Origin of the sequence: Klebsiella sp. WP4-W18-ESBL-05, from assembly GCF_014169075.1 — a bacterium.
GTDB lineage: Bacteria > Pseudomonadota > Gammaproteobacteria > Enterobacterales > Enterobacteriaceae > Kluyvera > Kluyvera ascorbata_B.
On record NZ_AP022057.1, the window covers coordinates 1,040,632 to 1,055,048 of the forward strand.

A 14,417-nucleotide genomic window follows, 5' to 3' on the forward strand; every position below is an offset into this window, starting at 1 on the left:
TCGTTGTTATTGTGTCCGGGGCGACGAAACGTATTTTGTCGCCCCGGCGGTTACTGTCGCCAGGTGTTAACCATCAAAACCAGGTTTCCATCTGCATCCCGAACGACCATTCGCCGCCCGATTTAAAACCACTGCTGCCCAGCGCGTCATCGCTGGCGTAATTATTGAGTTTTTTGCTCCAGTCCATCCACGAGGTGTAAAGACGGATTTCAGGACGGCTGAAGAAATCGCCGATGTCGCCAACCTTAAAGGTCGGGGCGAAGGTGAGCTTGTAGAAGCTGCCGTTTACCGCATGGCGATCGTTATAACCTTCAGGTTTGAGATCCATATACTGGTAACTGCCTTCATAAGCGAGGGCGAAGTTTTGATTGATCTCCTGGATCAGACGCATGTTGAGGGTTGCCCACTGGTAGCTGTCGCCATCGACATAACGGTCTTTACTGGTTTGTGCCAGTATCGCCGGGGCGATAAACCAGTTCTTGCTCAGTGGCGTGGTGCCGTAGCTGGCGAAGCGCCAGGTGTTAGCCCCCGAGCGTAACGCGCCGTCAGAGCCGACACCTTTAACTTCGGCACCCAGTCCGTGACCGTAGAGCAGGGCGGTTTTGCTGGCACCTTCACGCAGGCCGTAAAAACTGTCGTTGTGCAACCCGAGCAGCGCATGTACACCGGTATTTGCCGCATCGCCTTTGACCGGATTACCGTTGGTATCCTGGCGTTCGTCGTTGTCTTTTGCCCGCATCCCGCTGACCATCATCTGCACCGGCCCGATGAAATTGTTCATGCTGACGATGTAGTTCTGCACACTGTTGCTGGTATCAGCAATATCGCCGAAGTTACGCCCGTAAAGAGAGAAGTTGCTGCGAACGCTGTCGTTCCACCTGACATCGTAAATACCGCCGCCGGTACCGGCGAGGAACACGACATCCGAGTCGATCCAGTGAATGTCAAAGTTATCCCGGTCAAAGCGTTTCCCGGCCCACAGGGTGGAGCCTTTAAACGGCCCGTCGAAGGTGGGCAAGTTGCCCAGTTCAACAAAGGCCTGACGCACGTTCAAATCACTGGTGCTCGCCGTCCAGTCGTTATAAGTGGTTTGACCGTCGGCGACCATGACTTTGAAGCGGGTCGTTGCCCCGTTATCCAGGGTCTGCTTATGTTCAAGATTCATTTCAACATAGGTATCGGCCTGGTTTCCCAGGCGGCCAATAGCCCCACCGGTTTCCCCTGCTGGCGTCATGTAGGCTCCGGATTTGGTGCTGGCGCCGGAGTCATTCATTATCACGCCGGAGCGGGCGTAGCCGTGGAACTCAAACCCGCTTTTCTCATCGGCTTTTTTCTCCAGTTTGGCGGTACGCTGAGCCACTTCCTGAGTGCTGTCCTGGGTTTTTTGTTGCTGTGTCGTGAGCTGCTGTACTTTCTTCTCTGCCGACTCTGCGCGGGTTTCTGCCGTTTGCGCTCTGTTTTCGGCATCCTGTAAGCGTTTTTCCAGCGCAATTAAACGGGCTTCGATACTGCTGAGATCCGTTTGTGCATGGGCTGAGGCGGCGCCGGTTAGCAAAGCGATAAGAACCGCGAGTGTGCTTTTTCTGAACATATTGATTGCATCCCAAAAGGAAAATAAAAAATTGTGTGTTTTTACTAAACCGGTTTAGTTGCAATGTTAAGCACGACATTTAACATTTTGAAATTGATTTTGCTAAACCGGTTTAATAAGTGTGATGGATGCAACAAAGTGGACCGCGTACGACGGTATTTAGGATCAAATCTGGCGGTGTAGATCGCGCTGGTATGGCAGGGCAGTCATCGCGCCTTTCGCCAGGGTTGCCAGGGCACCGCAGGTTTGCGCCAGAGCGAGCGTTGGCTCCAGGGCATTGATATCCGCCGGCATCCCGTTGGCAGCAAGGCTGGCAAGCAGTCCGGCGACAAACGCATCGCCCGCACCGGTGGTATCCACGCTGACAACCGGTTTAGCGCTGAAATGGATAAACTGCTGCTGGAATGCGGCGATGACGCCCGCTTTACCCTGAGTCACCAGCAGTAATTCAGGCTGATAACGCTCAGTGATGCTGGCGATCCCCTGCGCGATATCATTACTCCCGCTGATGAGTATCAGCTCTTCTTCGGACAGTTTCACCACGTTCGCCAGACGCAGGGCGCGGTCGAGACAGGCGTGCAACAGGTTCTGATCTTGCCAGAGATCCAGGCGGATATTAGGGTCAAAGCTCACCCGGCCACCGGCACGTTTGATGTTCTCCATAGCCGCGAAGGTAGCACTGCGGCTGGGCTCGGCGCTGAGCGCGATGGAGCAGATGTGCAACCACTGTCCGGCGGCAAACTGTGGCAGGTCTTCTTCAGCCAGGAACAGGTCAGCGCTGGGGCGTACCATAAAGGTAAAGGTGCGTTCACCTTGGTCATCAAGGTCGACCACCACAGTGGACGTGCGGTGATGATCGTCAAGATACATATGGCTGACGTCGACCTGCTCCTGTTGCAGGGTATGACGCATGTAGCGGCCAAACGGGTCACCGCCGACGCGGCCGATAAATCCGCTGTTGCCGCCAAGGCGGGCAACCCCTACCGCCACGTTAGCCGGCGCGCCTCCAGGGCACTGTAGCAAGCGCCCTTCACTCTCCGGTAGCAGGTCCACCACTGCGTCGCCCAGAACCCAAACTTTTGCTTTCATGCTAAAACCCTCCAAGGCTAAACTTAATTAAACCGGTTTAGCATATTAAATCACAGTGAATGAGTGGGGGAAAGTTCCAGCCGGAAAAGCACTGCTCAGGGCATAAAAACGTGAGCCGCCTTACGAAATAGAATTGATTCGACAGCTGTGAAGACTTACGTCCTGGACACAAATGGATCCTGGATAAATTACCATGCAACTTGATGAAATTATCATGTTTTATCTTATTTACAGATAAATCAAAGGGCTTTTAACACCACACTTCTTGGCATAATGGTTAAGTGTAGTAATGCTCGCTCTGGATGGGTTTGCTTCTATGCTGCGCAGGTATTTGTAAGAAATACCCATTCTACTGGCGAGTTGTTGTCGCATCAGGCCAGCGAAACTGCGCAATTTCATCAGCGTTTCTGGAGGGTTTCCTTTAAAACTTCATCGACAAAACCGCTTTTTACCGTAGATACAGTAAGTGCCTCTTCTCTGCCATTATCCCAGCATCCAAGGTTACCGGGTTCTGATGTAGTCTGCCGATATGCAAGAAATGCAACGGCATCATGCTGGTTATGATGCTGTTTAATCTTCATTGTCACATGGACTATTCAGGGAGCGACAAGCGCTCCCACATGAAAACAGAACCACTCGTTTCATTTACGTGCTTCCTCAAAAGTAATCTCATACCCAATACTTCTGATTTAGTAGGGTTCTGATCATATCATGCAGCTCGATTGCGCTCAATTTGACGGTTTTCATCTTTACACAATGCTCGGTTATGATACTTTGTGATAGGCATGACAAGATCTGGCCGTAATTTTTTAGAAGTGAGTTTGCCCGCCACTTCACGGGACAGCATACATCCGGATAAAACCGGTAACAGGAAAGGCTCCACGCTGCATACGGAGGAAACAGAATTAATGAATGATAAATTGCCGCCCTGCGCTGATACCAGGGTGGAACGTGTCCGTCTTAAAGATGGGGATTACTTTTTCCCTGCTGAACCCGCCATAAAAGCGGATTCTTTGCGGACAAAATCGCTCCTTCATCGTTTTAACCACACCGATCCTGCTCATATTGATTCCCGCCTGCTACTGATGAAAGAGTTGCTGCCTGAATGTGGGGAAGGGGTATCTGTCACCACGTCTTTCCACTGCAGCAGGGGGTATAACATTCGTAAGCGTCGTCTCAGCACCGTCTGGCAGATCCTGAAATTCCTGAGAGGATAGTGGACACCAAATATGGTGGACACTATCCATGAAATCATTAACCACAGTGCGTAAAAAAAGCCCTAATTATCCCGTTGAGTTCAAAATCAAAATGGTTGAACTCTCGCATCGACCAGATATCCGAGTCTTTGCGTTTGCCAGCGAGGATAAGGAGTACCAACCGTTACTCGATGATATTCTGGATGGTCCAATGGTTGGGCGTTTTGATACTGAGGAAGCCGGAAAGGCTTTGATCGATGGTGGATTGATTGAGCGTTTGATGTCAACTATCATGCCCTTTATCACTTCAGAGGCCCCTCTACCCGATACGCATCTACGTCGGGAAACAACCTGGTATTATCCACTGGAAGCTATTCGCGAAACTGTTGTAAATGCACTGGCTCATCGTGACTGGACACGCTTTGTTGAGATAGAGATTGGCTTGTATAGCAATCGATTTGAAGTTATTAGCCCAGGGGCGCTGAATAATTCGATGTCGATTGAAAAGATGGTTACAGGTCAGCGATCACCACGCAATACGATTATTATGGAAGTCTTACGTGATTATGGTTACGTTGATTTCAGGGGGATGGGAGTCAGGACAAAGATTATTCCACTAACACAGGCCATGAGTGGCCAACTCCCTGAGTTTACTGCAACAGATGATTACTTGAAAACAATACTTTATCGCTCACCATCTTCTTGATATATAAGGTCTGGCCTTTCCATCCATAAGAAAGGCCATTGCTGTAAAAAATAAATTACCCGCGACTGCAGCCGAAGCTACGGTCGCCATCTCCATATGCTTTTGTATCGAGTTTAGCTAGGTAGTCGAGACGATTCAGTAATTTATTGTATTCTCCTTCAAAGTTAAAATCATTGACGTCTAAAATATAACGACAATTTTCAGGGTAGTGAACCAATCCCGGATAATCATCCAGTTCCAATCCCAGTGCGCTATACCATGCTCTTACAATCATCATCCTTAAATTTCTTTCAGCCTCATAATCACCTAAATGGTAATAAGCATCTTTATTAAAAAAAAGACCAAGGTGAAAGTGACATTTTCCTTCTTCGGAAAACTCCCGTGCCCAAACATGACGAACACGGTTTGGATATATTCTTTTGCCGTTAGGGAAGGTGCGAATAAGCAGGTCATTTCTTCCCAAGCTGACTCGCTGATTAAAATTTCGCGGATCTGGGCCGATTTTTTTCCCGCAAACACATCGAATCAGCCTATTTAGGCTATTTTTTCCACCATTTCTGGCGTTATTTCCGGTTTTTACTGAGATCTCTCCCACTGACGTATCATTTGGTCCACCCGAAACAGGTTGGCCAGGGTGAATAACATCGCCAGTTGGTTATCGTTTTTCAGCAGCCCCTTGTATCTGGCTTTCACGAAGCCGAACTGCCGCTTGATGATGCGAAACGGGTGCTCCACCCTGGCACGGATGCTGGCTTTCATGTATTCGATGTTGATGGCCGTTTTGTTCTTGCGCGGATGCTGCTTCAAGGTTTTTACCTTGCCGGGACGCTCGGCGATCAGCCAGTCCACATCCACCTCGGCCAGCTCCTCGCGCTGTGGCGCTCCTTGGTAGCCGGCATCGGCTGAGACAAATTGCTCCTCTCCATGAAGCAGATTACCCAGCTGATTGAGGTCATGCTCGTTGGCCGCGGTGGTGACTAGGCTGTGGGTCAGGCCACTCTTGGCATCGACACCAATGTGGGCCTTCATGCCAAAGTGCCACTGATTGCCTTTCTTGGTCTGATGCATCTCCGGATCGCGTTGCTGCTCTTTGTTCTTGGTAGAGCTGGGTGCCTCAATGATGGTGGCATCCACCAAAGTGCCTTGGGTCATCATGACGCCTGCTTCGGCCAGCCAGCGATTGATGGTCTTGAACAATTGACGGGCCAGTTGATGCTGCTCGAGCAGGTGGCGGAAATTCATGATGGTGGTGCGATCCGGCAGGGCGCTATCCAGGGATAATCGGGCAAACAGGCGCATGGAGGCGATTTCGTACAGGGCATCTTCCATGGCACCGTCGCTCAGGTTGTACCAATGCTGCATGCAGTGAATACGCAGCATGGTCTCCAGCGGATAGGGCCGTCGGCCATTGCCCGCCTTGGGATAAAACGGCTCGATGACAGCGGTCATATTCTGCCATGGCAGAATCTGCTCCATGCGGGAGAGGAAAATCTCTTTTCGGGTCTGACGGCGCTTAGTGCTGAATTCACTATCGGCGAAGGTGAGTTGATGGCTCATGATGTCCCTCTGGGATGCGCTCCGGATGAATATGATGATCTCATATCAGGAACTTGTTCGCACCTTCCCTATGAGCAACTCAGCCGAATCGTTGCCTGGGCTTCACCCGGCCAGCCGGTAAGCCTGATTTTTTGCGATCTCGACCATTTTAAGAACATTAATGATACCTACGGCCATTTGCAGGGCGACCGGGTCATTATTCATCTGGCGCAGATGATGATGAACACGGTGCGTCAGCACGATATTGTCGCGCGGATTGGCGGTGAAGAGTTTGCCATTATTTTACAAAATACCGATATGCACAAAGCCACGATCATTGCCGAGCGCCTGCGTCGTCATGTTGAAATAGCCACGCCTGAATCGACCGGAAATGATTTTCCAAAAAAGATTACATTAAGTCTTGGCATTGCCAGTACCCGTGAAAATACACTTTTAGCCAATGAACTGGCGCACATGGCAGACAGTGCGTTATATACGGCGAAACGTCAGGGAAGAAACAGGGTAGCGGTCTATCATCATAATTTAATATTCTGATGTCGAGTTCAATGTATTAATTTTTACAATAGATAGTGCACTGTCATTGCTCGTAAATGTTCTTTGATGGTGCGCGCTAACATTAATATGAAAATCGTTTTTATTTTAATTCCTTACATTACAGTGAATTAAACATCTGGCACAGCCCTTGCTAATTGAATTCCATCTTGTATACCAACAGGAATTCAACGATGGCATTAATGACTGGAAAAACGCTGGACGGCTGGCGTCGCGATATCAGACAAAATAGCGAAGCGGTTTTCACTCTCTTACAGACGCATATTCAGGCGCTGGCGACAGATGACAACGCGTGGCTGGCGATCGCCAATGACGAGCAGCTGTGGGCGCAGCTGGACGCGTTGCTTCCCCTCTACCGGGAGGATCCTGACGCGCTGCCCTTATTTGGTGTGCCCTTTGCGGTGAAGGATAACGTCGACGTCGCGGGCTGGACGACGACCGCGGCCTGCCCGGTATTTGCCTACGTTGCCGGGGAAGACGCCACGGCGGTGGCCCGACTGAAAGCCGCTGGCGCCATCGTGATTGGCAAAACCAACCTTGACCAGTTTGCCACCGGGCTGGTGGGCACCCGCTCACCGTTCGGCGCGGTGGTGAATAGCTTTAACCCCGACTACGTCAGCGGTGGCTCCAGCTCCGGCTCGGCCTCCGTGGTGGCGCGCGGTCTGGTACCGTTCGCGTTGGGTACGGATACTGCCGGCTCCGGGCGCGTGCCCGCGGGGTTCAACAATATTGTCGGCCTCAAGCCGACGAAAGGCTGGCTGTCGGCAAAAGGCGTGGTTCCTGCCTGCCGCCTGAACGACACGCTGTCGGTCTTTGCGCTGACGGTGGATGATGCTTTTACCGTTGCCACCCTTGCAGGCGGCTACGATGCCGAAGACGCCTACTCCCGCGTCCATCCGGCGACCGTGCCAGCCGCCCTTCCGGCTCAGCCGGTGTTTGCCGTGCCTGACGTACTGAACTTCTTCGGTGATACGCAGGCGCAGGCCGCCTGGGAACGGGCGCTCGATGTGCTGCGTGAAAGCGGCGTAGCGCTCAAGCCCATTGATTTCTCAGCCTTCTCTCAGCTAGCGGAACAGCTATACCAGGGGCCGTGGGTAGCCGAACGTACCGCGGCGGTCGGCGAGATGCTGCAACACCCTGAACAGATGGATCCTACCGTTCACCGCATTATCTCCGCCGGGCTGAACTACAGCGCCGTAGAGGCCTTCAAGGCGGAATATCTGCGCGCCGAGCTGACGCAAAAAATCCAGCGCGCGCTGGCTGAGGTCGATGCGCTGGTTGTTCCGACCTCACCCACCATCCATACCCTTGCCGAGATGCAGCAGGAGCCGATTCGCTTTAACTCGCAGTTCGGCACCTACACCAACTTCACCAACCTGGCCGATCTCTCCGCCCTGGCGCTGCCCGCGCCGATGCGCGCCGATGGCCTGCCTGCCGGCATCACGCTGATCGCCCCGGCATGGCACGACCGCGCGCTGGCGGCGTTTGGCCTGCGCTGGCAACAGCAGTTGGCGCTGCCGCTGGGCGCCACCGGGCAGTCGCTCAGCCAGAACGCAGGCACGCTGCCGCTCTCCGCACAGCACGTCCGCGTGGCGGTCGTTGGCGCGCACCTGCGCGGCATGCCGCTTAACTTCCAGCTAACGACCCGATGCGCGGCGTTTGTCGAAGCAACCCAGACCGCGCCGCACTACCGCCTGTTTGCGTTGGCCAACACCCAGCCGCAGAAGCCGGGCATTGCGCGCGATGCCGCCGGTGCGGCGATAGAGGTCGAGCTGTGGGATATCCCGCTGGCGCGCTTTGGTGAATTTGTCGCGGAAATCCCGCCCCCGCTGGGGATGGGGTCGCTGGAGCTTAGCGACGGCCGCTGGGTAAAAGGCTTTATCTGTGAACCGGCAGCGCTGCACGACGCCGTGGACATTACCGAATTCAAGGGCTGGCGCCACTGGATTGCCCGCAAGGAGAACGACCATGTTTAACACTGTCCTGATTGCTAACCGTGGTGAAATTGCCTGCCGCGCCATCCGTACTCTGAAGCGTCTGGGGATCACCAGCGTCGCGGTTTACTCAGATGCCGACAAAAACGCCGAGCACGTGAAGCAGGCCGACATCGCCCTGGCGCTGGGCGGCGAGAAAGCGAGCGACAGCTACCTGAAAATAGAGCGCATTATTGCCGCCGCTCGCGAAAGCGGGGCGCAGGCCATCTGGCCTGGCTACGGCTTTCTCTCGGAAAGCCTGGCGTTTGCCGACGCCTGCGATCGTGCGGGGATTGTTTTTATTGGTCCGACCGCGCAGCAGATTGGCGAGTTTGGTCTGAAGCACCGCGCTCGCGAGCTGGCCGCTCAGGCGGGCGTACCGATGACGCCGGGCACCGGACTGCTCAACTCGCTTGATGAGGCGCTGGCCGCTGCGCAGCAAATTGGTTACCCGGTGATGTTAAAAAGTACCGCCGGCGGCGGCGGTATTGGCCTGACGCGCTGCGCGGACGCCGAAGCGCTGGCGCAGGCCTGGGAGAGCGTGCGCCGCCTGGGTGAGCAGTTCTTTAGCGATGCGGGCGTATTCGTCGAGCGCTGCGTTGACCGCGCGCGCCATATCGAAGTGCAGATTTTTGGCGATGGCAAAGGCAACGTGGTGGCGCTCGGCGAGCGCGACTGTTCACTCCAGCGCCGCAACCAGAAAGTCGTGGAAGAAACGCCCGCGCCGAACCTGCCAGCCGCTACCCGCACCGCGTTGCTCAACGCCGCCGTGCAGTTAGGCAAACTGGTCAACTATCGCAGCGCCGGCACGGTTGAGTTCATCTACGACGCCGCGCTGGATGCCTTTTATTTCCTTGAGGTGAACACCCGCCTGCAGGTTGAGCATCCGGTGACCGAGAGCGTGACCGGGTTGGACCTGGTGGAGTGTATGCTGCGCGTGGCGGCTGATGAATCCATCGACTGGGCGCGGCTGGCTCAGGCACCGCAGGGTGCGGCCATCGAGGTGCGCATCTACGCCGAAAACCCGCTGAAAAACTTCCAGCCCGCCCCCGGCATTCTCACCGAAGTGGTGTTTCCGGACGACGTGCGGATTGATACCGGCGTGACCACCGGCAGCGAAGTCTCTGCATTTTACGATCCGATGATCGCCAAGCTGATTGTGCACGCCGACACCCGCGAAGCCGCGCTGGCGAAGCTACGCACGGCGCTGAACGCCACGCGCCTGCACGGCATTGCCACCAACCTTGACTACCTGCGGCAGATTACCGCCAGCGATGCCTTTGTCGACGGTACGGCATGGACGCGTATGCTCGACGGCGTGGTGGCGCAGTCGCCGGTGGTTGAGGTGATTCAGCCGGGGACCTGGAGCAGCATACAGGATTACCCCGGCCGTCAGGGTTACTGGGATATCGGCGTACCGCCGTCAGGCCCGATGGACGATTTTGCCTTCCGCCTGGCCAACCGCATTGTCGGCAACCATGAATCGGCGGCGGGGCTGGAATTTACGCTTCAGGGGCCCGTACTGCATTTCCACAGCGATGCACTGATTGCTCTGACCGGCGCGGACTGCCAGGCGCAGCTTGATGGCGAGGCCGTTGCGTTGTGGCAGCCGGTAGCGGTCAGGGCCGGGCAAACGCTGACGCTCGGGCGCGCACAGACCGGCTGTCGAGGCTATCTGGCGGTGCGCAACGGTTTCGACGTGCCGGAGTATCTCGGCAGCCGCTCCACCTTCGCGCTGGGGCAGTTTGGCGGACACGCCGGGCGCACGCTGAAGGTGGCCGATCAGCTGCCGATTTCTCGTCCTGAGCTCGCCGCCTGCACCACGCCTGCGCCGATTAGCGAGGCCAGGGCGCTGTCGCCGGCGCTGATCCCACGCTACGGGGAGATCTGGCGGATTGGCGTGCTCTACGGGCCGCACGGCGCGCCGGACTTTTTCACCCAGGAAGCGATTGACGCATTTTTTGCCAGCGATTGGCAGGTTCATTACAACTCCAACCGCCTCGGCGTGCGCCTGGTGGGCCCGAAGCCGAGCTGGACACGGCCCAACGGCGGCGAGGCGGGGCTTCACCCGTCCAACGTGCACGACTGCGAATACGCCATCGGGGCCATCAACTTCACCGGTGACTTCCCGGTGATCCTCACCCGCGATGGCCCCAGCCTTGGCGGTTTTGTCTGCCCGGTGACGATCGCCAAAGCCGAGCTGTGGAAAGTGGGGCAGGTGAAGCCGGGCGATCGTATCCGTTTTTACCCCATCAGCGTGGAAGATGCGGTGGCGCGTGAAAATGCGCTGGATCGCAGCATCGAAACGCTGCAAACCACCGCGCTGCCCGCGTTTCCGGTGCCGTCGCTGGCCGACCGTGACGGCGTTTCTGCCGCCGGGCTGGTTTCTCTGCCAGCCAGCGCTACGTCGCCGGCCATTGTTTATCGCCAGGCCGGAGATAACTACATCCTGATTGAGTACGGTGAAAACGTGCTGGATCTGGCGCTGCGCCTGCGGGTTCACGTACTGATGGCGCATCTGCGCGATCTGGCTCATCCGGGCATTAAAGAGCTGTCGCCCGGCGTGCGCTCGTTGCAGGTGCGTTACGACAGCCGCGAAATCAGCCAACAGGCGCTGGTGGCGCTGCTGCTGGAGCAGGAAGCGCGTATTGGTGATGTCAGCCAGATGAAGGTGCCGTCGCGTATTGTGCATCTGCCGATGGCGTTTGAGGACAGCGCGACGCTGGACGCCGTGAGCCGCTACGCCGATACCGTCCGCGCCAGCGCGCCGTGGCTGCCGAATAACGTTGATTTTATTCAGCGTATCAATGGGCTGGCGAGCCGTGAGGCGGTGAAGGAGACAATCTTTGACGCCAGCTATCTGATTCTTGGCCTTGGCGATGTTTACCTTGGCGCGCCGTGCGCCGTGCCGGTCGATCCGCGCCATCGCCTGCTGAGCTCTAAATATAACCCGGCGCGCACCTTCACTGCGGAAGGTACCGTCGGTATTGGCGGCATGTATATGTGCATTTACGGCATGGACTCGCCGGGTGGCTACCAGCTGGTGGGGCGCACATTGCCTATCTGGAATAAATTCCTCAAAAACGAGCAGTTCAGCGCCGGTGAACCGTGGCTACTGCGCTTCTTTGACCAGGTCCGTTTCTATCCGGTCAGCGAGACGGAGCTGGATCGGCTGCGCGACGATTTCCGTGAAGGGCGCGCGGCAGTTCGTATTGAAGAGACGACGTTCGACTTCCAGGAACATCTGCGCTTCCTCGATGCTCATGCTGAGGATATTGCCCAGTTCCGCCAGCGCCAGTCCGCCGCGTTTGAGGAAGAGGTGGCGCGCTGGCAGCTCGACGAGCAGCAGGCCGTGATTGAAAGTCCGCTACCGATCGAGGACGTCACCCTGGATGACGGCGCGCTGGCGGTGACCGCCGATATGAACGGCAATATCTGGAAAGTGCTGGTGGCCCCGGGTGAGGCAGTAGACGCAGGGCAGCCTCTGATCATCGTCGAAGCCATGAAGATGGAGCTGGCTATTCACGCGCCGCAGGCGGGGGTCGTTAAACGTATCGGCTGTCAGCCGGGGCGTCCGGTCAGCCCCGGCGACGCGCTGCTGTGGCTCGAGCAGGAGGCCGTCTATGACGAATGATAACGACTGCGTGGGCAAGAAACGCCAGGCCGGGTTAGCTGAGCGAATCTATCTGGCGCTGAAAAACGACATTTTTGATTTCCGGTTGATGCCGGGCGAGCACTTCAGCGAAAACGAAATTTCCGAGCGCATGGCGGCGAGCAGGACGCCGGTGCGTCAGGCGCTGTTCTGGCTCGAGCATGAAGGCTATGTGCAGGTGTATTCGCGCAGCGGCTGGCAGGTAAAACCGTTCGATTTTACCTATTTTGAGGCGCTGTACGACTTTCGCATTGTCCTTGAGATGGAGGCGGTGAAGCGCCTGTGCATGATGTCGGCTGAGGCCAGGCGTGAGCATCTGACGCCGCTGCTGGCCTTCTGGTGCGACGCACCGCAGATGGCGCCGGGCAAGGCGCTATCACGTCAGGATGAAGCGTTCCACACCGCGCTGGTGCGTGCCACGGGCAACAGCGAAATGGTCCGCGTGCATGTGGAACTGACCGAGAAAATGCGCATCATCCGCCACCTCGACTTTACTCGCGAGGACCGGGTCGATGCCACCTACAGCGAACATGCCCAGGTTCTTGAGGCGATTTCGCAACAGCAGATGGAAGAGGCGCAGCGGATCCTCACTGCGCATATTTCCCAGAGTAAAGCCGAGGTCAGAAAAATAACCTTACACCGGCTTCAGCAGGCCCGTTTGCAACCCGTTTCACCGTAGCTGTGGTTCCGCCCCATTTTGCTGGGGCACATTTATCACTCAATATCGTTTAGGGGTTTTGGTCATGAAAAGACGTTCTTTACTGAAAGCATTTGCCCTGTCGGCCACCTTTTTGAGCATGGGCTTCTCTTTGCAGGCGTACGCAGCAGACACCATTAAAGTGGGGATTATGCATTCCCTGTCGGGCACGATGGCTATTTCCGAAACGCCGCTCAAGGACGTGGCGCTGATGACGATTGATGAAATCAACGCCAAGGGCGGCGTGTTGGGCAAGAAGCTGGAGCCGGTGGTGGTTGATCCGGCATCCAACTGGCCGCTGTTTGCTGAAAAGGCGCGCCAGCTGCTGACTCAGGACAAAGCCGCTGTGGTGTTCGGCTGTTGGACATCGGTTTCGCGTAAATCGGTGCTGCCGGTATTCGAAGAGCTAAACGGCCTGCTGTTCTACCCGGTGCAGTACGAAGGGGAAGAGATGTCGCCAAACGTCTTCTACACCGGCGCGGCGCCGAACCAACAGGCGATTCCGGCGGTGGAGTACATGATGAGCGAGGATGGCGGCAGCGCGAAGCGCTTCTTCCTGCTGGGGACCGATTACGTCTATCCGCGCACCACCAACAAGATTCTGCGCGCGTTCCTGCATTCGAAAGGGGTTCAGGATAAAGATATCGAAGAGGTGTATACCCCGTTCGGCTATAGCGACTACCAGACCATCGTTGCCAACATCAAAAAATTCTCCGCTGGCGGGAAAACGGCGGTGATCTCCACCATCAACGGTGACTCCAACGTACCGTTCTACAAAGAGCTGGCGAATCAGGGTATTAAAGCGACCGACGTGCCGGTGGTGGCGTTCTCCGTGGGTGAAGAAGAGCTGCGCGGGATTGATACCAAACCGCTGGTCGGCCATCTGGCGGCGTGGAACTACTTCGAGTCCGTCAGCAATCCGGTGAATACGAAGTTTGTCGCCGACTACCGCGCCTACGCCAAAGCACATAAGCTGCCAAATGCGGATACGGTGGTGACTAACGATCCGATGGAAGCGACCTATGTCGGTATCCATATGTGGGCACAGGCGGTTGAAAAAGCGGGCACCACCGATGTGGATAAAGTGCGCGCGGCGATGGCGGGGCAAACCTTCAATGCGCCAAGCGGTTTTACCCTGACGATGGATGCCACCAACCATCACCTGCACAAGCCGGTGATGATCGGCGAAATCGAAGAGAACGGTCAGTTTAACGTGGTGTGGAACACCGATAAACCGGTGCGTGCCCAGCCGTGGAGCCCGTACATTGCCGGTAACGATAAGAAGCCGGATACGCCGGTGAAAACGGGCGGTAAGTAAGGTTCGCTCGCGGATAAGGGGGGCCGAGTGTCTGCCCCCCTCACTCTGACCCTCTCTCCGAGGGGGAGAGGGGGAGGGTTAACGTA

At 56.0% G+C, this 14,417-nt stretch carries 12 protein-coding genes; 7 read left to right on the forward strand and 5 right to left on the reverse strand.

All coding sequences use genetic code 11. The features are described from left to right. Window positions 1-73: 73 nt before the first annotated feature. From H7R58_RS05005 to H7R58_RS25595, 3 genes are all read right to left on the reverse strand, one after another. Entirely contained in the window at window positions 74-1,591 is a 1,518-nt protein-coding gene (locus H7R58_RS05005) for a carbohydrate porin (RefSeq protein ID WP_003029587.1), read from the reverse strand. Window positions 1,592-1,756: 165 nt separating this feature from the next. Then, entirely contained in the window at window positions 1,757-2,680 is a 924-nt protein-coding gene (locus H7R58_RS05010) for an aminoimidazole riboside kinase (protein ID WP_003029584.1), read from the reverse strand. 228 nt (window positions 2,681-2,908) lie between these two features. After that, complete coding sequence (locus H7R58_RS25595; protein ID WP_077258089.1) at window positions 2,909-3,079, reverse strand: helix-turn-helix domain-containing protein; 171 nt, start codon at window positions 3,077-3,079, stop codon at window positions 2,909-2,911. Window positions 3,080-3,588: 509 nt separating this feature from the next. Between H7R58_RS25595 and H7R58_RS05020 the strand changes: the two genes are divergently transcribed. After that, window positions 3,589-3,897 carry a maltose acetyltransferase domain-containing protein gene (locus tag H7R58_RS05020; RefSeq protein ID WP_003029582.1) on the forward strand — a complete coding sequence of 103 codons (309 nt, stop codon included), beginning with the start codon at window positions 3,589-3,591 and terminating at the stop codon, window positions 3,895-3,897. A gap of 28 nt (window positions 3,898-3,925) precedes the next feature. Then, on the forward strand, window positions 3,926-4,582 hold the full coding sequence (locus H7R58_RS05025) for an ATP-binding protein (protein WP_003029581.1): 657 nt from the start codon (window positions 3,926-3,928) through the stop codon (window positions 4,580-4,582). 55 nt (window positions 4,583-4,637) lie between these two features. On the opposite strand, the gene H7R58_RS05030 is transcribed toward H7R58_RS05025, so the two are convergent. Then, window positions 4,638-5,177: an inovirus Gp2 family protein gene (locus tag H7R58_RS05030; protein WP_227674955.1), complete on the reverse strand. Its 540-nt coding sequence runs from the start codon at window positions 5,175-5,177 to the stop codon at window positions 4,638-4,640. Continuing rightward, window positions 5,159-6,139, reverse strand: a complete 981-nt coding sequence (locus H7R58_RS05035; protein WP_000019445.1) for an IS5-like element ISKpn26 family transposase — start codon at window positions 6,137-6,139, stop codon at window positions 5,159-5,161. Before H7R58_RS05035 ends, H7R58_RS05030 begins: the two co-directional genes overlap by 19 nt. Here H7R58_RS05035 and H7R58_RS05040 point away from each other — a divergent pair. From H7R58_RS05040 to urtA, 5 genes are all read left to right on the forward strand, one after another. Continuing rightward, window positions 6,131-6,673 (forward strand): GGDEF domain-containing protein, encoded by a 543-nt coding sequence (locus H7R58_RS05040; protein WP_182934635.1) that lies wholly within the window; start codon window positions 6,131-6,133, stop codon window positions 6,671-6,673. The two genes, H7R58_RS05035 and H7R58_RS05040, sit on opposite strands and share 9 nt — an antisense overlap. Before the next feature lie 191 nt (window positions 6,674-6,864). Then, the gene (atzF, locus tag H7R58_RS05045; protein WP_182934636.1) at window positions 6,865-8,667 is read left to right on the forward strand and encodes an allophanate hydrolase; all 1,803 of its coding nucleotides are present in this window, start codon (window positions 6,865-6,867) and stop codon (window positions 8,665-8,667) included. Beyond that, window positions 8,660-12,298 (forward strand): urea carboxylase, encoded by a 3,639-nt coding sequence (uca, locus tag H7R58_RS05050; protein WP_182934637.1) that lies wholly within the window; start codon window positions 8,660-8,662, stop codon window positions 12,296-12,298. Before atzF ends, uca begins: the two co-directional genes overlap by 8 nt. Beyond that, window positions 12,288-12,995, forward strand: coding sequence for a GntR family transcriptional regulator (locus H7R58_RS05055; RefSeq protein ID WP_182934638.1), 708 nt, complete (start codon window positions 12,288-12,290; stop codon window positions 12,993-12,995). Before uca ends, H7R58_RS05055 begins: the two co-directional genes overlap by 11 nt. Before the next feature lie 64 nt (window positions 12,996-13,059). Then, on the forward strand, window positions 13,060-14,331 hold the full coding sequence (urtA, locus tag H7R58_RS05060; protein ID WP_106930903.1) for an urea ABC transporter substrate-binding protein: 1,272 nt from the start codon (window positions 13,060-13,062) through the stop codon (window positions 14,329-14,331). The last annotated feature ends 86 nt before the right edge of the window (window positions 14,332-14,417 follow it).